Source organism: Streptomyces sp. NPDC048338, assembly GCF_043201055.1.
In the GTDB taxonomy this organism is placed as follows: Bacteria; Actinomycetota; Actinomycetes; order Streptomycetales; family Streptomycetaceae; genus Streptomyces.
Genome location: NZ_JBICYQ010000027.1, coordinates 1 through 18,327 on the forward strand (window position 1 = coordinate 1; position 18,327 = coordinate 18,327).

Annotated in this window: 17 protein-coding genes; 10 read left to right on the top strand and 7 right to left on the bottom strand. The window is 73.0% G+C overall.

The features are described from left to right. Positions 1–255 precede the first annotated feature (255 nt). The 3 genes from ACGFZF_RS37170 (at position 256) to ACGFZF_RS37180 (ending at position 2,971) form a co-directional block, all read left to right on the top strand. On the top strand, positions 256–1,455 hold the full coding sequence (locus tag ACGFZF_RS37170) for a serine hydrolase domain-containing protein (RefSeq protein ID WP_393561735.1): 1,200 nt from the start codon (positions 256–258) through the stop codon (positions 1,453–1,455). A gap of 117 nt (positions 1,456–1,572) precedes the next feature. Next, positions 1,573–2,406, top strand: a complete 834-nt coding sequence (locus tag ACGFZF_RS37175; protein ID WP_393561765.1) for a TIGR04222 domain-containing membrane protein — start codon at positions 1,573–1,575, stop codon at positions 2,404–2,406. 19 nt (positions 2,407–2,425) lie between these two features. Continuing rightward, positions 2,426–2,971, top strand: a complete 546-nt coding sequence (locus ACGFZF_RS37180; protein WP_393561737.1) for a GNAT family N-acetyltransferase — start codon at positions 2,426–2,428, stop codon at positions 2,969–2,971. Positions 2,972–3,088: 117 nt separating this feature from the next. On the opposite strand, the gene ACGFZF_RS37185 is transcribed toward ACGFZF_RS37180, so the two are convergent. Continuing rightward, on the bottom strand, positions 3,089–4,663 hold the full coding sequence (locus ACGFZF_RS37185; protein ID WP_393561739.1) for an AMP-binding protein: 1,575 nt from the start codon (positions 4,661–4,663) through the stop codon (positions 3,089–3,091). Continuing rightward, the gene (locus ACGFZF_RS37190; protein ID WP_393561741.1) at positions 4,660–6,336 is read right to left on the bottom strand and encodes an AMP-binding protein; all 1,677 of its coding nucleotides are present in this window, start codon (positions 6,334–6,336) and stop codon (positions 4,660–4,662) included. The genes ACGFZF_RS37185 and ACGFZF_RS37190 overlap by 4 nt, the downstream gene beginning before the upstream one ends. Positions 6,337–6,427: 91 nt before the next feature. Here ACGFZF_RS37190 and ACGFZF_RS37195 point away from each other — a divergent pair, with 91 nt between their 5' ends. Further along, on the top strand, positions 6,428–7,252 hold the full coding sequence (locus ACGFZF_RS37195) for a response regulator transcription factor (protein ID WP_393561743.1): 825 nt from the start codon (positions 6,428–6,430) through the stop codon (positions 7,250–7,252). A gap of 62 nt (positions 7,253–7,314) precedes the next feature. Here the strand turns inward: ACGFZF_RS37195 and ACGFZF_RS37200 are convergent, their stop codons facing one another. Beyond that, entirely contained in the window at positions 7,315–8,430 is a 1,116-nt protein-coding gene (locus tag ACGFZF_RS37200) for a winged helix DNA-binding domain-containing protein (protein WP_393561745.1), read from the bottom strand. Positions 8,431–8,646: 216 nt separating this feature from the next. Between ACGFZF_RS37200 and ACGFZF_RS37205 the strand changes: the two genes are divergently transcribed. From ACGFZF_RS37205 to ACGFZF_RS37215, 3 genes are all read left to right on the top strand, one after another. Then, positions 8,647–9,750, top strand: a complete 1,104-nt coding sequence (locus ACGFZF_RS37205) for a magnesium and cobalt transport protein CorA (protein WP_393561747.1) — start codon at positions 8,647–8,649, stop codon at positions 9,748–9,750. 160 nt (positions 9,751–9,910) lie between these two features. Next, on the top strand, positions 9,911–10,636 hold the full coding sequence (locus ACGFZF_RS37210; RefSeq protein ID WP_393561749.1) for a dienelactone hydrolase family protein: 726 nt from the start codon (positions 9,911–9,913) through the stop codon (positions 10,634–10,636). A gap of 392 nt (positions 10,637–11,028) precedes the next feature. Beyond that, complete coding sequence (locus tag ACGFZF_RS37215; protein ID WP_393561751.1) at positions 11,029–12,033, top strand: aldo/keto reductase; 1,005 nt, start codon at positions 11,029–11,031, stop codon at positions 12,031–12,033. A 135-nt stretch (positions 12,034–12,168) separates the two neighbouring features. Here ACGFZF_RS37215 and ACGFZF_RS37220 read toward each other — a convergent pair whose 3' ends face one another. Further along, positions 12,169–12,588 (bottom strand): BlaI/MecI/CopY family transcriptional regulator, encoded by a 420-nt coding sequence (locus ACGFZF_RS37220; RefSeq protein ID WP_393561753.1) that lies wholly within the window; start codon positions 12,586–12,588, stop codon positions 12,169–12,171. 257 nt (positions 12,589–12,845) lie between these two features. On the opposite strand from ACGFZF_RS37220, the gene ACGFZF_RS37225 reads away from it, so the two are divergent. Further along, positions 12,846–13,421, top strand: coding sequence for a TerD family protein (locus ACGFZF_RS37225; RefSeq protein ID WP_356607446.1), 576 nt, complete (start codon positions 12,846–12,848; stop codon positions 13,419–13,421). Positions 13,422–13,487: 66 nt separating this feature from the next. After that, positions 13,488–13,769 (top strand): twin-arginine translocase TatA/TatE family subunit, encoded by a 282-nt coding sequence (locus ACGFZF_RS37230; RefSeq protein ID WP_393561755.1) that lies wholly within the window; start codon positions 13,488–13,490, stop codon positions 13,767–13,769. A 39-nt stretch (positions 13,770–13,808) separates the two neighbouring features. On the opposite strand, the gene ACGFZF_RS37235 is transcribed toward ACGFZF_RS37230, so the two are convergent. From ACGFZF_RS37235 to ACGFZF_RS37245, 3 genes are all read right to left on the bottom strand, one after another. Then, positions 13,809–14,291 (bottom strand): MarR family winged helix-turn-helix transcriptional regulator, encoded by a 483-nt coding sequence (locus ACGFZF_RS37235; RefSeq protein ID WP_393561757.1) that lies wholly within the window; start codon positions 14,289–14,291, stop codon positions 13,809–13,811. 31 nt (positions 14,292–14,322) lie between these two features. After that, positions 14,323–15,624, bottom strand: coding sequence for an exo-alpha-sialidase (locus tag ACGFZF_RS37240; RefSeq protein ID WP_393561759.1), 1,302 nt, complete (start codon positions 15,622–15,624; stop codon positions 14,323–14,325). A 192-nt stretch (positions 15,625–15,816) separates the two neighbouring features. Continuing rightward, positions 15,817–17,052, bottom strand: a complete 1,236-nt coding sequence (locus ACGFZF_RS37245) for a hypothetical protein (RefSeq protein WP_393561761.1) — start codon at positions 17,050–17,052, stop codon at positions 15,817–15,819. Between the two features lie 173 nt (positions 17,053–17,225). On the opposite strand from ACGFZF_RS37245, the gene ACGFZF_RS37250 reads away from it, so the two are divergent. Beyond that, positions 17,226–17,882 (top strand): 4'-phosphopantetheinyl transferase, encoded by a 657-nt coding sequence (locus ACGFZF_RS37250; RefSeq protein ID WP_393561763.1) that lies wholly within the window; start codon positions 17,226–17,228, stop codon positions 17,880–17,882. Positions 17,883–18,327 lie beyond the last annotated feature (445 nt).

Here is an 18,327-nt window from a genome sequence, read left to right on the forward strand (position 1 = left end):
TCGGATCCAAGGCGGAGGAGAGAGGCATGGCGGAGCCATGCCGACCGACGACAACGCCGGAGACGGAGTCGCAGGACACCGCGAGCCCGGCAAGATCGGCAAGACACCCCCTGAGACGGGTCCGCGCGGGCCCTCCCGCACGTGGAGCGCCGAACGAGTGGACTCGCCGGAACGCGCACGGAACGGGCCGGTCCTCCGGCGGCCCGGGTGGTGACGTAGCCGTCCGAACCCCGTTTCCGGAAGAGGCGCCCCGCCATGCGACACATCCCCCACCGCCGCCTGTTCGCCGCAGCGCTGCTCGCGGCGTCCGTACTGGCACCGATGGCCGTCACCCCCGCCACGGCCGTCCACGCCGTCGCGGCGGACCGGCACGACCGGGACGACTGCCCGTCACACGGTCTCGGCCCCGAGCTGACCGCACGGCTGGACAAGGCCATCGAGGACGTCCGCAGGCAGGCCGGCATCCCCGGAATCGCCGTCGGCCTCTGGCTGCCGGGCAGGGGAAGCTACGTCCGCGCGACCGGTGTCGCGAACACCGCCACCGGCGAGCCGATGACCACCGACGGTTACGTCCGCATCGGCAGCGAGACCAAGACCTTCACGGTCACGGCGCTGCTCAAGCTCGTCGACGACCGCCGGATCAAGCTGGACGACCCCATCTCCGCCTACGTCGACGGCGTGCCCGACGGCGAGAACATCACGCTGCGTCAGCTGGCAGGGATGCGCAGCGGCCTGTTCCCGTACACCTCCGACACGGGCTTCCTGCACGACCTGCTGAGCGACCCGACGCGCACGTTCACCCCGCACGAGGTGCTCGCGTACGGCTTCAAGCACAAGAACGTCTTCGCGCCGGGGGCGCAGTTCCAGTACTCCAACACCAACCTCATCCTGCTGGGCCTGGTGGTCGAGAAGGTCAGCGGTCAGCGGCTCGCGGACTTCATCGACAAGCGGGTGCTGCGCCCGGCGCACCTGCGCCACACGCTGTTCCCGGAGGGGGCGGAGTTCCCGTCGCCGCATCCGCGCGGGTACACCGACCAGACGCTGACCGGCGCGGTCGCCGACGCCACGGACTGGAACCCCAGCTGGGCCTGGGCGGCCGGGGGGATGATCTCGGACATGCAGGACCTGCGCCGCTGGGCGAGGATCCTCGCCACCGGTGAGCTGCTGTCCCCGCGGACCCAGGCGGAGCGGCTGAAGACGCTGCCGACCGGCTTCCCGGGGACGAGCTACGGCCTCGGCATCTTCGACGCCAACGGCTGGCTCGGCCACAACGGCTCCATCCCGGGCTACGAGACCGTGACCGTCTACCTGCCTTCGCAGAAGGCCACCATGGTCCTGATGCTCAACACGGACAGTTCCTCCCAGGGCCAGGAGCCCTCGACGCTGGTCGCCCGGGCCGTCACGCAGATCGTGACCCCGGACAACGTCTACGACGGCGCGGTCCAGCCCCGGTAGGTCCGGGCCCGCCGGCGCCCGCCGGACACGTCCCGCTCGAATACACCTCGGAATTCGGCCAATTCACGCGTGATGATCAAGGTTCCCCGGGCACAACACCCTCGGGGGGTGGGCGTCATGCCGGCGGAGATGTGGTGGTTCATCGGTGCGGCCTGCGGACAACTGCTGGGCGCCGTGGTCCTGTTGAAAACGCGCAGCCAGGAACGGGGCGAACTGGCCCCGCAGGCGCTCGCGCTGCTGCGGGGCGGGCGCCGGGCCGCCGTCACCGTGGCCCTGGTGGCGCTGCACCAGCGCGGCGCGGTCGCCGCGGGCCGCAGGGGAACGATTCGGGCCAACGGCGGCCCCGGCAGGACCCGTGATCCCGTGCAGCTCGGTGTGCACGGGTCGCTCCACCGGGCCCTGGGCATAAGAGTGCTGGCCGCCCAGCCGAAGGCACGACGGGCCGTCGACGCGCTGCGGGCAGAGCTCGGCGGGGCGGGGCTGGTGCGCCCGGCCGGACGGCTGCGGGCGGCCCGCACGCTGCTCGTCTGCGCGCCGGCGACGGTGCTCGCGGGCCTGCTGCTGAGCGAGCCCTCCGGTGCGGGGCTCGCGCTCGCGCTGGTGATCGGCGCCGGGCCGGTCGCCGCGGCGCTCTTCCTGTTCCGGCTGCCCGCGACGACCGGCGCGGCGCGGCGGCTCCTGCGGGCCCTGCGGGAGCGGCATCCGCTGCCGGCCCACCGCCGCGAGGTGACGGACGGCGAGCTCGTGCAGCTGTACGTCGCGCTGTACGGCGACCCCGCGCTCGCCCTGTTCCTGCCGCGGTTCTCCCGCGACGGCGGACTGCTGGGCCGCGGCGGCGGCGAGGACGGACACGCCACCGGCCGCGGCTGGTACACGGGATCGCCGGGCCGGCATCTCGGCGACGGCGGAGCCGGCGGCGAGGGCGGGAGCGGGGCGGGCGGTACGGACTGACTCCGCGCCATACTGGCGTATGCGCATCCGAGCGGCCGTACCGGCCGAACTCCCGCTGCTCCAGGACATCGAAAGGGCGGCGGGCGAACCCTTCCGCACCCTCGGCATGGCGGCGATCGCCGACGACGAACCCCTGCCCCTGGACGTTCTCGACGGCTACCGCCTGGCCGGGCGCGCCTGGGTGGCCGTCGACCCCGGCGACCGGCCGGTCGCGTACCTGCTGACGGACACGGTCGACGGCGCCGCCCACATCGAACAGGTCTCGGTGCATCCGGTCGCCGCCCGCCGCGGCATCGGCCGGGCGCTGATCGAGCACCTGGCGGCCGGGGCCGCGACGCGCGGCCTGACCGCGCTGACGCTGACCACCTTCACGGACGTCCCGTGGAACGCCCCGTACTACCGGCGGCTGGGCTTCCGCGCCCTCGCCGCGTCGGATCCGGAGCTGACCAGCGGTCTGCGCGCGATCCAGCAGGCCGAGGCCGCGCACGGCCTCGCGACCTGGCCCCGGGTCTGCATGCGTCGCGATCTCATCCCGGCCCCGCGCCTGGAACCGTCGGACGGCTGAGTGCCCGGGCGCTCCCGCCGGGCCGGCCGTCCGCCGGCCGGCCCGGAAGGGCGCGGGACGCCTCCGGCCGCCGGGCCGTTCCGGGCCGTCCGGTCGGGGACGTCAGCCGTCGCCGTACTACCGACGCAGTTCGATCTTGCGGACCTTGCCGCTCACCGTCATCGGGAACTCGGTGAGGATCTCCACCCTCCGCGGGATCTTGTAGTGCGCCAGGCGGTCGCGGCAGAAGGCCGTGACCTCGTCCAGGGTCGGCGGGTCCGCGGGGTCGCGCGGGATCACGCAGGCGAGGATCTCCTCGCCGTAGCGCGCGTCGGGGACGCCGACGACCTGGACGTCGGCGATCTTCTCGTGGCCGTAGAGGAATTCCTCGATCTCCCGCGGATAGACGTTCTCGCCGCCCCGGATGATCATGTCCTTGATGCGGCCGACGATCTGGACGTATCCGTCCTCCCGCAGCACCGCGAGATCGCCGGTGTGCATCCACCGCCCGGCGTCGACGGCCTCGGCGGTCTTCTCCGGCTCGTTCCAGTAGCCGAGCATCACGCTGTAGCCGCGGGTGCAGAGCTCACCGGGCGCGCCACGCTCCACGGTGAGGCCGGTGACCGGGTCGACGATCTTCACCTCGACGTGCGGCATGACCCGGCCGACCGTGCCCGTGCGCCGCTCCAGATCGTCGTCCCGCCGGGTCTGCGTGGAGACGGGCGAGGTCTCCGTCATCCCGTAACAGATCGACACCTCGGCCATGTTCATCTCCGCGACCACCCGCTTCATCACCTCCACCGGGCAGGGCGAGCCCGCCATGATGCCGGTGCGCAGGGTGGAGAGGTCGTAGGCGGCGAAGTCGGGGAGGTTCAGCTCCGCGATGAACATGGTCGGGACGCCGTACAGGGAGGTGCAGCGCTCCTGCTCGACCGCGCGCAGGGTGGCCGCCGGGTCGAAGGACGCGGCGGGGATGACCATGCACGCGCCGTGCGAGGTGGCCGCGAGGTTGCCCATGACCATGCCGAAGCAGTGGTAGAAGGGCACGGGGATGCAGATCCGGTCCTGCTCGCTGTAGGCGATCATCTCGCCCACGAAGTATCCGTTGTTGAGGATGTTGTGGTGGGAGAGGGTCGCTCCCTTGGGGAAGCCGGTCGTGCCCGAGGTGTACTGGATGTTGACCGGCTCGTCGCAGGACAGCTCCGCCGGGCGCCGCTCCCCCGCGGTCCGGGTGAGCAGCTCGTCCCAGCTCGGGTCGCCGATGTACACGGCCTCCCGCAACTCCGGGCAGGCGGGCCGGACCTGTTCCACCATCGCCCGGTAGTCGCTGGTCTTGTGACGGAGGGACGCGAAGAGCAGGGAGATCCCGGCCTGCCGGAGCACGTACTCCAACTCGTGGGCGCGGTAGGCGGGGTTGATGTTCACCATGATCGCGCCGATGCGGGCGGTGGCGTACTGCACCAGCACCCACTCGGCGCAGTTCACGGCCCAGATGCCGACGCGGTCGCCCTTGGCGACGCCGCTGCCGAGCAGGGCGTCCGCCAGCCGGTCGACGTCGGCGCCGAACCGGGCGTAGGTCCAGCGGCGCCCGCTCGGGACGTCGACCAGCGCCTCGCGGTCCGGCCAGGCGGCGACGGCCCGGTCGAGGTTGGCGCCGATGGTGTCGCCCAGGAGCTCGGTCCCGCTCGCCCCGTGCGCGTACGACAGGCTCATCCCAGGTCCCCCTCGGTGTACTCCGTGCCCTCGCCCTTCGCCGTGCGCTCGCGCAGTTCGATGCGGCGGATCTTGCCGGAGACGGTCTTCGGCAGCTCGGCGAACTCGATGCGGCGGACCCGCTTGTACGGGGCGAGCACCGCGCGCGAGTGGGCGAAGAGTTCCTTCGCCGTCTCGGCGTTCGCCTCCCAGCCCGCGGCGAGCACGACGTACGCCTTGGGCACCGCGAGCCGCAGCGGATCGGGGGCGGGGACGACCGCCGCCTCCGCCACCGCGTCGTGCTCCAGGAGCGCGCTCTCCAGCTCGAAGGGCGAGATCTTGTAGTCGGACGCCTTGAAGACGTCGTCGGCGCGGCCGATGTAGGTGAGGTAGCCGTCGGCGTCGCGGGAACCGATGTCACCCGTACGGTAGTAACCGCCGGCCATGGCCTCGGCCGTCCTCTCCGGGTCGCCGTGGTAGCCGGTCATCAGCCCCACCGGGTCGGTGGAGAGGTCGAGGCAGATCTCGCCCTCCTCGACGTCCGCCCGACCGCTGACCGGGTCGACCAGCGTGACCCGGAAGCCCGGGCTGGGCCGGCCCATCGAGCCCTCCTTGAGCGGCTGGCCGGGACTGTTGGAGACCTGGACGGCGGTCTCGGTCTGACCGAAGCCGTCCCGGATGGTGACGCCCCAGGACCGTCGTACGGACTCGATGACCTCGGGGTTGAGCGGCTCGCCGGCCGCGACCACCTCGCGAGGAGGGGTGCGCAGCTGGATGAGGTCGGCCTGGATCAGCATCCGCCACACGGTCGGCGGCGCGCAGAAGGAGGTGACGCCGTTGCGGTCCATCTCGGCCATCAGCCGGGCGGGGTCGAAGCGCGTGTAGTTGTGGATGAAGACGGTCGCCTCGGCGTTCCACGGGGCGAAGAGGTTGGACCAGGCGTGCTTGGCCCAGCCGGGCGAGGAGATGTTCAGGTGCACGTCGCCGGGCCGGAGGCCGATCCAGTACATGGTGGCGAGGTGGCCGACCGGGTACGAGAGGTGGGTGTGCTCGACCAGCTTGGGGCGGGCCGTCGTGCCGGAGGTGAAGTAGAGCATCAGCGGGTCGGCGGCCCGGGTGACGCCGTCCGGCTCGAAGGCGGCCGGCTCCGCGTACGCCGCCTCGTAGCCGAGCCAGCCGACGCCGTCGCCGCCGACCGCGATCCTGGTGTAGTCCCCGGGCACGTCGTCGAACTTGGCGGTGTCCTCCGCGCGCACGATGACGTGCCGGGCCCGGCCGCGCTCGACCCGGTCGCGCAGGTCGGCGGGCCCGAGGAGCGGGGTGGCCGGGATGACGACGGCCCGCAGCTTCATGGCGGCGAGCGCGGTCTCCCACAGTTCGGCCTGGTTGCCGAGCATGACGATGATCCGGTCGCCGGCGCGCACGCCCTGGGCGCGCAGCCAGTTGGCCGCCCGGCCGGAGCGCGCGGACATCTCGGCGAAGCTCCGCTTCGTCTCGGTGCCGTCCTCCTCCACGATGTGCAGGGCGGTCCTGTCGTTGCCGGCCGCGATGACGTCGAACCACTCCAGCGCCCAGTTGAAGTGCTCGGGGCGGGGCCATGCGAAGCCCTCGTACGCCGTCTCGTAGTCCTCGCGGTGCTGCAGCAGGAAGTCGCGGGCGGCCCGGAACCTCTCCGTCGCGCTGCTTGCCGTCATGTGTCCTCCTCGTTGCGGGACCGTGCTCCGCCATCGTGTAATCAGTGACCCAGGTCTCACTACCCCCGTTCGGGGGTGAAGGAGTGGTCCCGTGCCCGAGCAGACGGAAACGGTGCAGCTGCGCGCCGCGCTGCTGCGGCTGCGCCGCGCCACCGGACTCCAGGTGGTCTTCGGCGGGCTGCTGCAGGACGGCCGCAGGCTGCGCATCGCGGAGCTGGACGGCGCGGTGACGCCGGCCCTGCGCGGTCTGGCGATCTCGACGGGCAGCGGTCTCGGCGGGAAGTGCCTGGCGCTGTCACGCCCGTGCGCGGTCACGGACTACCCGTCGGCGCGGCACATCACGCACGAGTACGACGGCCCGGTGTCGGCGGAGGGACTGCGTTCGGTGATCGCCGTCCCCGTCGTCGTGCGCCGCAAGGTGCGGGGCGTGCTGTACGGGGCGCTGCGGGAGTCCCTGCCGATCGGCGAGCGGGTCTTCGACGCGGCGGTCGGGGCGGCGCGGGACGTGGAGCAGGCGCTCGCGGTCCGGGACGAGGTGCGCCGCCTCGCGGCCGCCGCGCGGGAGCCGGTCGCCGGCCCTTCGTGGGAGGAGGTCCGGCAGGCACACGGCGAGCTGCGCGAACTGGCCCCCCGGATCCCTGACCCGGAGCTGCGGGCCCGGCTGCTCGCGGTGTGCGGGCGCCTGGAGACGGCCTCGGCGGGGCCGGAGCGGTCGGCGGACCTGACCTTGACGCCGCGCGAGACGGACGTCCTGGCGTCGGTGGCGTCCGGCGCGACGAACGCAACGGCGGCGGAGCGGCTGGGCCTGCGCCCGGAGACGGTCAAGGGCTACCTGCGCTCGGCCATGCGCAAGCTGGGCGCCCACACCCGCTGGGAGGCGGTGGTGGCGGCTCGCAGGGCGGGACTGCTGCCGTAGGTCCCGGCGCCTCCCGGAACGGACCGGGGCCGGGCGCCTCTCGGAGCCGTCGCGACCACGCCTCAGCGGTGGACGATCCCGAAGCCGATCTCGTACGGGACGTCCTGCGGGGCCGTCGTCGCCAGCATGCGCTCCGCCTCCGCCGTCAGCTCCGCCCGCTGGGCACGCGTGGGCCGGCCGAACGGCTCGATGGTCATGACCGTTCGCTCCTTGGACTCCTCCAGCCGCCAGATCCCGGCGAGGAATCCGTCGAGCAGGAAGACGCAGTACGCCTGGTTGCCCTTCCAGGTACGACCCTTGTGCTCGGCGGCCACGACCCGGCCGCGGTCGGCATGGGAGAGCAGCAGGTTGTCGAACTCGGGGAGGAAGCGCGGCGGGGCGGGCGTGTCCTCGTCCGGCCTGGTGGCGTCCGGCAGGTCGAAGAGCTCGACGCCGTTCTCGTCCCGGAAGGCGACCAGTCGGGGCCTGAGGCGCTCGAAGGCGTCCCGGAGCCGGGTGAGGCCGCACCAGGTCTGCATGTCCTTGACGGAGGCGGGGCCGAAGGCGGCGAGGTAGCGCAGGACGGTGTCGTCCGGGGCCGGCACGGGCTCGGCGGGGCGGCCGAACCAGTGCTCGGCGGTCGTCAGGCTGACCTGCCCGCTCCGGCGCCACAGACCGCGCGGGGTGACCTGGACGAGGGGCAGCCGGCAGCGCGCGGCGACGGCGAGCGCCTGCGGGTCGGCGTCGGGCCACTCGACGAGGAGCGCCTCGCGGATCTCCTTCGGCGTCCGGGGCCGCTCCTCGACCAGTTCGCGGGCGAGCACGGAGAGCCGGTCGAGGTCGACGCCGACGAGGCCCTTGCGGAAGAGAGTGAGCTCGCGGTCACGGGCGCCCTGCACGAGGGGGCGCAGGGTGAACACGTCGTCGGCGGTGTGGGTGTGGATGGTGGAGCGCATGGTGACGATCCGGGCGACCTCGCGCGCCTCCATCAGCGCCGAGAGTTCCTCCGGCCGGAAGCCGTCGAGCCGGGCGGCGAGGGCGTAGTACGGCGGCTTGGTGTTCTGCGCCTGGAGCCCGAGGAGGTGGGAGACGGCGTCCCCGGCGGACATCGCGGAGCGGCTCAGCAGCAGCTGGCGGGCCAGCGTCGCGCGGTTCAGCGCGCGGGGGGTGAGGAGCGGGAGTGTCGTCGTCGAGGCCATGTACGGCACGCTACGCGGCCTTGCGGACAGATACGGTCCGCAAGGCCGGGAAGGGCCCCGCGGCGGAGGCCCCGGGGAGCCGCGGGAGCGGCCCGGGCGTCCGGGCCGTGACCAGGCGGGGGCAGGCCCGGGAGCCGCGCCGGCGCGATTCGCCCCGTATATCCTGCCCGGAGACCCACCGAACGACCCCGAACGCCCCGCGGAGGTGGACCCACCGTGCCGGAACGCCGTCCCCGCGCAGCCTGGCGCCGCCAGCCGGAACCGTCGGCGTCCCGGGGGCCGGCGCGCCCCGGCGACCAGCCGAGCGTGGTGCAGGCGACGCTCTACCGCGACGGCCGCAAGGTCTCGTCCCCCGACACGCTCGCCGAGACCTTCCGCCAGCTGCGCGAGCATCCGGACGGCATGGCGTGGATCGGCCTGCACCGCCCCTCGGAGACGGAACTCCACTCCCTGGCAGCCGAGTTCGACCTTCACGAACTGGCAGTCGAGGACGCCATGGAAGCGCACCAGCGCCCCAAGCTGGAGCGCTACGGCGACACCTTGTTCGTGGTCCTGCGCGCGGCGCGCTATCTCGACGCCCCGGAGGAGGTCGACTTCGGCGAACTCCACGTGTTCGTCGGCCGGGACTTCGTGATCACGGTCCGGCACGCCGAGGCCCCCGACCTCTCCGCGGTCCGCCGCCGCATGGAGGACAATCCGGCGCTCCTCGCCCTGGGCCCGGAGGCGGTCCTGTACGCGATCCTCGACGCGGTCGTCGACGGCTACGCCCCGGTCGTCGCGGGCGTGCAGAACGACATCGACGAGATCGAGACCGAGGTCTTCGGCGGCGACCCGGCGGTCTCCCGCCGCATCTACGAACTCTCCCGCGAGATGGTCGAGTTCCAGCGCGCCACCCGTCCCCTGGTCGGCATGCTGCACGGCCTGATGGCCGGCTTCGCCAAGTACGGCACGGACGAGGAGCTCCAGCGCTACCTCCGTGACGTCGCCGACCACGTCACCCACACCAGCGAGCGCGTGGACGGCTTCCGCCAGGCACTGACGGAGATCCTCACGGTGAACGCCACGCTGGTCACCCAGCAGCAGAACGCGGAGATGCGCGCGCTGGCGGAGGCGGGGTTCGAGCAGAACGAGGAGATCAAGAAGATCTCCGCGTGGGCCGCCATCCTCTTCGCCCCGACCCTGGTCGGCACGATCTACGGGATGAACTTCGACAACATGCCGGAGCTGCACTGGGCGGGCGGCTATCCGTTCGCGGTGGTGCTGATGGCGGTGGTCTGCGTCAGCCTGTACGTGATCTTCAAGAAGAAGGACTGGCTGTAGCAAGGACCCCCGCGATCACCTGATCAAGCTCACGGACGCGAACACTCGGGAGACGGCGTTCCGCGCCCACGCGTCCGGGTGATGTGCTCGGGACGGGCTGCTGTCTGCCATCGGTGAACACGACCCCGCGCGGACGCGACGGTCATTACCGTCCAGTCGCATGACGACGGTCACCACCCGTACGGTCGCATACCCGGCCGACAACCTGACGATGATCGGACACCTCGCGCTCCCGGCCGGTGCCGAGCGCCGGCCCGCGGTCCTGATCGGACCCGAGGGGATGGGGCTCAGCGATGTCGAGCGCCGGCGGGCCGAGGCTCTGGCCGAGCTGGGGTACGTGGCTCTGGCCTTCGACCTCCACGGCGGACGCTACTTGGGAGACCCGGAGGAGATGTTGGCCCGCTGCATGCCGCTGCTCGCCGATCCCGACCGCATGCGAGGAATCGGTCACGCCGCGCTCGACGTGCTGCGTGCCGAATCACGGGCCGACCCCGACCGGACCGCCGCCGTCGGCTACGGCACCGGGGGCGCAGTCGCACTGGAACTCGGTCGCGATGGCGTCGACCTGCGCGCGATCGGGACAGTCAACGCACTGACCACGGGCCGACCGGGCGAGGCGGCACGCATTCGCTGCCCGGTATGGGCCGGGGTCGGGTCGGAAGACCCGATCATGCCGCCCGCGCAACGGGAGGCGTTCACCGCAGAGATGCAGGCCGCGGGCGTCGACTGGCGCCTCGTGGTCTACGGCGGCGCCCTGCACGCCTTCCACCACCCACCGGTCGACCACCCCACGGTCCCCGGCGTCGGCTACCACCCACGGCACGCACAGCGAGCCTGGCGTGACGTCGTCGACCTGCTCGCCGAGTGCCTGCCCGTCACGGATTGATCCGGTCGCCTCCCGATGCTCACTCCTGCCCGCCGTGGTCGGCTTCGTCCTGTTCCGGGGCGTCCGGGTCGCGCGGCGGGCGCGCGGCGGTGGTGCGACGCCCACCGGGTCGTGACCTCTCGGGGCGCGGCGTCGGGCTAGGGGGTGTCTTGTCGATCAGGCCGGGTCAGTGAGCGGTGTCCTGGGGCTTCGGATCCAAGGCGGAGGAAGAAGGCATGGCGGAGCCATGCCGACCGACGACAACGCGGGAGACGGAGTCTCAGGACACCGCGAGCCCGGCAAGATCGGCAAGACACCCCCTAGGGCTGGTCGCGGACAGCCCTTGTCCTGGTGTGCACTCCAGGACCTAGCGTGAGGCCCCGTCGAACAAGCCGATCCCGAGGGGGACTTCCATGAAGCACGTCGAGCTGGGCCGCACCGGGACGAGCGTCGGCCGGCTGGGACTCGGTTGCATGCTGATGGGCACGACCACGGACGAGGAGACGTCCTTCGCGATGCTCGACCGGTTCACCGAGGCGGGCGGGACGCTCCTGGACACCGCCAACTGCTACTGCTGGTGGGAGCGGCCGGGCAGCCACGGGGGCGAGAGCGAGGAGCTGCTCGGCCGGTGGATGGGGCGGCGGGGCCGGCGGGACCAGGTGTTCCTGGCGACCAAGGCGGCGGGGCTCGTCCTGAACGCGGACGAGGCGCGGCTGCCCGGGGGCGGCGCGGACTGGAGCCGGGCGCGGTTCGACGGGGCGGGGGCGAAGACCCTGCACGCGTCGATCGACGACAGCCTGCGCCGGCTCGGCACCGACCACGTCGACCTCTACTACGTCCACGTCGACGACCGGGCCACGCCGCTGGAGGAGACGCTGGAGGCACTGGCGGAGATCGTGCGCGCCGGCAAGGCCCGGTACATCGGCTGGTCCAACGTCCGCACCTGGCGCCTGGAGCGCATCCGCGGCCTCTGCGAGCGCAACGGCTGGCCGGCTCCCGTCGCGCTCCAGCAGCAGCACTCGTACCTGCGGCCCCGTACGGGCCTCGACGTGGCCTCGGTCGTGGACCACGAGCAGCTCGACTACCTGCGGGCCCACGAGGACCTGACCCTGGTCGCCTACTCGCCGATCCTGCGGGGCATCTACGACGACGCGGCCAAGCGCCGGGACCACTGGATGATGGAGCGGTACGCGGGTCCCGACGCCGAGGCGCGGCTGGAGGTGCTGGCCGCGGTGGCCGCCGAGGTGGGAGTGACCCCCAACCAACTGGTGCTCTCCTGGATGCTGCACCAGACCTCTCCGCGGACGGTCCCGCTGATCGGGCCCCGCACCCTGGAGCAGTACGAGGCCGCGCTCCCGGCGCTGGACCTCACGCTCTCCGCCGAGCTGCTCGCTCGTCTGGACACCGCCGGGGCGTGAGCGGGGAGACCGACGGCGGCGGACCCCGTCACGTCGTCGCCTGAGCCGACCTGGCCCGTCGGTGACGGAACAGCGGCCGGCCGGGCGGTCCGCGGCGGCAGGACGAGCGGAAGGACGACGAAGCCCGCGGGGGCTTCAGGCTTCCCCCTCTTCCGCCGCCCGCGCCAGCAGCTCCCGCAGCAGTTGCTCCTCCGTGGCCGAGAGGCCCGTCACGAAGCGCGCGAGCACCGCCTCGCGGTCGCGTTCGCCGTCCAGGACCTTGCGCATGCGCAGGGCGGCGAGCCCCGCCTCGTCGGCGACGGCGGTCCACTCGAAGGACCGGCCGGCCCGCTCCCGGGAGACGGCGCCCTTGGCGTGCAGGCGCGTCAGGATGGTGATCACGGTCGTGTACGCGAGGTCGCCACCGAGCCGTTCCTGGACGAGACCGGCGGTGACGGGCCGGCCGGACGACCGCAGCGCGGCCAGGACCAGGGCCTCCAGCTCGCCCTGCCCGCGCCGCCGCTGGACGGGTCCGGCGCCACCCGGGCCCCGGTCGCCCGTCCCGTGGTCAGCCATCCCGTCGACCTCCCGGCCCGCATCGAAGTTCCGCAGCCCCGGGTTCGCCCGCGTACGGGGCGCGGGGGCGGTCCATCGTACTCACCCGGCACCCGTCGTCCGGCGTCCCGCCGCCGTCCGCCGGGGCGTGGACGCACCGTCCGGCGCGCGATCTGCGACAGGGGAACGGCGCCCGGAGGACGGGGTCTGACGCCCCGTTCCCTTCGCCTTCTACGCCACTGTAGATTCGTGCCCACGACTCGGGGAAAGGACACGACATGGGTGTGAGTCTGGCCAAGGGCGGCAACGTCTCGTTGAGCAAGGAGGCCCCCGGACTGACGGCGGTGCTGGTGGGTCTGGGCTGGGACGTACGGACGACCACGGGCGCCGACTACGACCTCGACGCGAGCGCCCTCCTGCTGAACGACACCGGCAAGGTCGTCTCCGACCGGCACTTCGTCTTCTACAACAACCTCACCAGCCCGGACGGTTCGGTCGAGCACACCGGCGACAACCTGACCGGCGAGGGCGACGGCGACGACGAGTCGATCAAGGTCGACCTGTCCGCCGTGCCGGCCGACATCGGCCGCATCGTCTTCCCGGTCTCCATCCACGACGCCGACAACCGCGGCCAGAGCTTCGGCCAGGTCCGCAACGCCTTCATCCGCGTGGTCAACCAGTCCGGCGGCGCGGAGCTCGCGCGGTACGACCTTTCCGAAGACGCCGCCACCGAGACCGCCATGATCTTCGGCGAGCTCTACCGGCACGGCGCGGAGTGGAAGTTCCGCGCGGTCGGGCAGGGGTACGCCTCCGGACTCGCCGGGATCGCCGCCGACTTCGGGGTCAACGTCTGACGCCGGCACCCCCCCCTCCCGCCCACCGCTCACGGCCCGCCCACCCCGACCCGGAAACGGAGCCACATGTTCGGCATCAGCGAGATCGCGATCCTCCTGATCGTCGTCATCGTCCTGCTCGGCGCCAGGAAGCTGCCCGAGCTCGCGCGGAACGCCGGCAAGGCCGCGCGGATCCTCAAGAGCGAGACGCGGGCGATGAAGGACGACGGTGCGGCGCGGGAGCCGCGGGCCGTGTACGAGGTCACCACGCCCCGGCCGACGGAGGGCGGCACCGCGCCGTCCGCGGCCGCGCCGCCGGCGCACCCGGGGACACATGGCTCCCCCGAGGGCGGGCCGGCCGGGCACTGAACCGCGTCGGAGCCCCGGGGTGTCGGGACCTCGGGCGGGTCAGGCCGTCCCGGTGTGATGGTCCAGCAGGCGGGTGAGCAGCCGCACGAACTGGTCGCGTTCGGCCGGACTCAGCGGCGCGAGCAGTTCGTCGTGGAGGTCGTCCAGGACCTTGTCGAGAAGGCGCAGTTGCCGGCGGCCTTCGGCGGAGATCGTGATGATGTTGCGGCGCTGGTCGTCGGGGTCCGGCGCCCGCTCGACGAAGTGACGCCCGGCCAGCTCGTTGAGCACGCCGACCATGTCGCTGCGGTAGATGTCGGTGCGCCGGCTCAGTTCCGCCTGGCTGCACGGACCCTGGTCCTGCAGCGAGGCGAGCACGGCGTAGTGCCACTTGCGGGCGTCGGCCCCGGCCAGTCCCTCGTTGACCAGCCGGTCCGACCGCGTGGACAGCAGCGACAGCAGCCGGCTCGCCCGTCGACGGAGTCTGTCGGGCGTCCGGGGCGCGCCGCCTTCGGGCCTGGCCGCGGCTTCGGGTCTGGTCATGGCGCTCACCCTACCCGTTACGTTAGTCCGACTACCGATATATGTTCACCCGCGTCGACCCCTGCGGGAGCACCTCCCGCGCGACCACGTCGAGCGGGACGCGACGGAACGCGATCGACTCGTACGGGTGCCGCGTTCCGGTCTCGTACAGCAGGCCGACGGTCTCCGCGTCCGCCCGCACCAGGTCCGAGTAGGCGGCCGGCCGCGGGGAGAGGGTGAGGACGCGGGCGGCCGAACGTCCACCGTCCGTGCTGCGCCAGATCGCCATCCGCGCACGGACGTCCGGTACGGACGGGCCCGAGAACAGCAGGACGTCACCACGGCCGCCGGCGCCGTCGCCACGACGCCCCAGGTGCAGCACGCTGCCCTGGACGACCGGCATCGCGGCGAGCGCGTGCTGTGGCGCGTAGGGCCGGTCCAGCGAGGCTCCGCCGTCGGAGGAGACGGCGGCCGCCCGGTTGCCCGGGCTCGTTCCGTGCTGGTCCCGCGCCGTGAAGTAGATCCGTCCGTCGTCGAGTTGGGCGGCCGACGACTCGTTGGCGTTGACGACGCCGTCGTGGGCGTCGTCCACGTAGCCGACCGACCAGGACCGGCCGCCGTCGTCGCTGTACAGCGCGTGCGCGCCGTAGTGACGGGGCTCGCGTCCGGTGTCCGGCGAGCCCGCGGGGGGCGCGACGGAGTGGTTGGCCGGGACGAGGAGACGGCCGGCGTGGGCGCCCCGGGTCAGGGCGAGCGCGTGGCCCGGACCGGTGGCGTACCAACGCCATCCGGGTCTCGTGACCTCCGAGGTGATCTCGCGAGGCGCGGTGAAGGACCGTCCGTCGTCCCGGCTGCGCTGGACGAACACCCGCCGGCCCCGGTCGGGGCCCGCCCTGCCGGCGAGGATCTGCGCCTCCGTCACCGCGCCGTCGTTGTACGAGGAGACGAGGACCACGTCACCGGTGGAGGGATCGACCACCGGCGCCGGATTGCCCCGGGTGTCCCCCCGGCCCGCCGTGACGACGCGCGCCGGGTCCCAGCCGCAGCCCCCGTCCGTCGACCTGCGCACGACGATGTCGATGGCGCCGCTGTCGCCCGTCCCGCCGCGCCGCCCTTCGGCGAAGGCGAGCAGGGCCCCCGCGCGCGTACGGACCACGGCGGGGATGCGATAGGCGGCGTAACCGCCGACGCCGGCGGCGTACGGGACGGACGAGGCGCAGCCGGGTGCCGGAGCCGGTCCGGCCGGGGGAGCCTCGGGGCGGGCCCCCGTCCGGGCGAGGAGTCCGGCGACGAGCAGCGCCGACACCACCGCTCCGGCCGACGAGAGCCGCCACCACCGGACCGCGCGCCCCATCCGCTCTCCCCCTGCCGTGCGACCCGGCCGTCGTGCACCACAGGCCGGGATCGCGGGCGGACGGCCCGCGATCCGCACGACGGTGCCGCAGTGGAGCGGCCGAGGCCCCACGGGGGCGTCGACGCGCGCGGCCCGGCGGGTGAAGAGGAGGTGAACGCGACGAACGCGAGGAACGCGAGAAACATGGCCGCGCTACGCCGCCGGGTCCGCCGTCTCCCCCGGCTCCCCCGTCGGCGCGTCGGCCGCGTACGGGTGGACGTAGCGGTCCTCGTGGAAGGGCGTGAACCAGGTCGCGAAGGCCATCGGGGTGATGCCGAGCGACTCCGCCGCCGGGTCCTCGTCTATGCCGTCCATCGAGTCGTCGTAGAGCCACTCGAAGTCCCGGTCCTCGTACACCCCGGCGGCGAAGACCTCCAGCGCGGCGACGACGCCGTCGTCCAGGAGGTCGTAGAGATCGAGCGTGATGTGCGCCTGCTCCAGCAGCAGTTTGAGGACGAGCTGCTCGGCGACGCAGCCGAGCCGGCGGAAGCCGCCGTCGGTGAAGCGGGTGGTGAGGGCGACGGCGGTCACCAGGAAGCGGCGGGCGAACCGTTCGTCGTACTGGAGCGCGTAGCGGGGCGGCAGGTCACCGAGGTGCCACAGGTGGCCTTCGCAGGCGGCGGCGTTCGCGTCCTCCTCGGCCAGGACCTGGACATCGTCGAAGAGCTCGTCGACGAGGAGTTCCGCGGCGTGCACGATCGCCCCCGCCGCGACCTCGGCACTCTCCGGGGACACCCCGGCGGTCGCGCTGCCCGCCGCGCCGCCGCGGTCGGCCCCGGGCTCCCCGAGCCCTTCGGCGACGGCCGCCGTACCGCCACGCGGTGCGCCGGCGTCGGCCTCGCCCCGGGTCGGTCCCGGCTCGGGCGGGCGGACCCCGAAGGCGTCCGGTCCGAAGGAGCGCAGCCGGCCGGCCGTCGCACGGAATCCGGCCCGGTGGTCCGTGCCGTCGGCCGCCCGCTCGGCGGCCGACGCGGCGCCGGCCGTGTGCCGGGCCCGGCGGGCCTCCAGGTCGCTCGGCGGCGCGTCCGGACCCTCGGCCGCCTCCAGGCTCTCGCGGGCACGGTCGGTGTGCAGCTTCACCTCGCTGCTGCGGACCACCCAGTCGGCCAGCAGCTCCGAACGGTCCAGCACCTCCTCCGTCACGGAGCCGACCGCGTCCTCCGCCAGTTCCAGCGACGTCGCGTCGACGAACACCTGCAGCACCGCGCCGCTCGGATGGACCTCCACGAGCGTGTCGATGAGGTCCACCTCCGTGCCGTCGGGTCCCTCGATCCCGGCCACCGCGTCGAATCCCTGCCGGAGGAGCGCGGTCGCCCCCACCCGATGCAGCTCGTCCAGTTCCGGAGCGCCCTCCGGCGTGTGCGTTTCCACCGTCACGACATAGGTCACGACGGCAAGCCTGCCAGGCCCGACCCGCCGGTAACGGGCGAACGGGCAAGCCGGAAAGCCCACATGACCGACAGTCGCCCCCGCCCCGCGTCCGGGTGGCCGGATCACCCGCGCACGGCCGCGATCCGGGCGATCGCCGGTGGGATCCGGGCGCCGCCGATACGGTGGATGCCGTGATCGAATCGATTCTTCCCACGGGCACGGCGGTCTCCGAGGCGTTCGGGGACCCGGCGGAGGCGACCCTGTACCCCGGCGAGGAGGAGCTCATCGCACGGGCGGTGGAGGCACGCCGCCGCGAGTTCACCACCACGCGGCACTGCGCCCGGCTCGCCCTGCGCGAGCTCGGGTACGAGCCGGTGGCGATCCCGAGCGGCGAGAAGCGCGAACCGGTCTGGCCCACGGGGGTCGTCGGTGCGCTGACGCACTGCCTCGGATACCGGGCGGCCGCTCTGGCCCGGGCGGAGGACGTCGTCTCCCTGGGCATCGACGCGGAACCCCATCTCCCGCTGCCCGAAGGCGTTCTGGGATCCGTCTCCCGGCCCGAGGAGCGCGAGCGGATCGCGGAGCTGACGGCGTCCGTGCCCGACGTGCACTGGGACCGCCTGCTGTTCAGCGCGAAGGAGTCCGTCTACAAGGCGTGGTTCCCGCTGGCCCGCCGCTGGCTGGACTTCTCCGAGGCGACCCTGGAGTTCGATCCGTCCGGTCGGGCCTTCCACGCGACGCTCCACCAGGAGGGCCCGCCGGTGGACGGGCGGCCCCTCGCCTCGATGAGCGGGCGCTGGCTCGTCGACAACGGCCTGATCACGACGGCGGTCGCCGTCGTCCGCTGAACGCCAGGACAGGTCCTGGACCCCCGTCGGCCTCGTCGCCAGGCGGGTTCAGGTGCCGGGGCGGCTCGGCGCCGCAGGGCGCGCAGACGTGGTCGTTCCCACCCACGAGGTTCCGCCGCACGCAGCGGGGACAGCGCCGGAAGACGGCGACGTGATCGAAGCCCCCTCGCGGGCGAGGCCCGCGCGGTCGCCCTCCCCTGGGCTTCGCCCGGGAGGTGCCCCCAGCTCGCGGCGCCCGGCACCGCACCTCTGGGGGCCGTCACGGCCGTACGCGACCGCCCCTCCCTTCCAGGCTACTGGCATCATGGCACTGAGTGTGTTTTGCTGAGGGTACTCAGTGCCAAAAGCCTTCAAGGGGAGCTCCAGATCATGGGCAAGGACTTCGACCTGTATCGCCTGTCCGAGGAGCACGACATGCTCCGGGAGACGGTCCGTGCGCTGGCGG

Bases quoted from the DNA above. Each gene is read 5' to 3' on its own strand.
- ACGFZF_RS37230 (WP_393561755.1), top strand. From the start codon at position 13,488: ATGTTCGGCATCAGCGAGATCGCGATCCTCCTGATCGTCGTCATCGTC.
- ACGFZF_RS37180 (WP_393561737.1), top strand. From the start codon at position 2,426: ATGCGCATCCGAGCGGCCGTACCGGCCGAACTCCCGCTGCTCCAGGAC.
- ACGFZF_RS37185 (WP_393561739.1), bottom strand. From the start codon at position 4,663: ATGAGCCTGTCGTACGCGCACGGGGCGAGCGGGACCGAGCTCCTGGGC.
- ACGFZF_RS37175 (WP_393561765.1), top strand. From the start codon at position 1,573: ATGCCGGCGGAGATGTGGTGGTTCATCGGTGCGGCCTGCGGACAACTG.
- ACGFZF_RS37170 (WP_393561735.1), top strand. From the start codon at position 256: ATGCGACACATCCCCCACCGCCGCCTGTTCGCCGCAGCGCTGCTCGCG.
- ACGFZF_RS37225 (WP_356607446.1), top strand. From the start codon at position 12,846: ATGGGTGTGAGTCTGGCCAAGGGCGGCAACGTCTCGTTGAGCAAGGAG.
- ACGFZF_RS37190 (WP_393561741.1), bottom strand. From the start codon at position 6,336: ATGACGGCAAGCAGCGCGACGGAGAGGTTCCGGGCCGCCCGCGACTTC.
- ACGFZF_RS37240 (WP_393561759.1), bottom strand. From the start codon at position 15,624: ATGGGGCGCGCGGTCCGGTGGTGGCGGCTCTCGTCGGCCGGAGCGGTG.
- ACGFZF_RS37235 (WP_393561757.1), bottom strand. From the start codon at position 14,291: ATGACCAGACCCGAAGCCGCGGCCAGGCCCGAAGGCGGCGCGCCCCGG.
- ACGFZF_RS37220 (WP_393561753.1), bottom strand. From the start codon at position 12,588: ATGGCTGACCACGGGACGGGCGACCGGGGCCCGGGTGGCGCCGGACCC.
- ACGFZF_RS37210 (WP_393561749.1), top strand. From the start codon at position 9,911: ATGACGACGGTCACCACCCGTACGGTCGCATACCCGGCCGACAACCTG.
- ACGFZF_RS37200 (WP_393561745.1), bottom strand. From the start codon at position 8,430: ATGGCCTCGACGACGACACTCCCGCTCCTCACCCCCCGCGCGCTGAAC.
- ACGFZF_RS37215 (WP_393561751.1), top strand. From the start codon at position 11,029: ATGAAGCACGTCGAGCTGGGCCGCACCGGGACGAGCGTCGGCCGGCTG.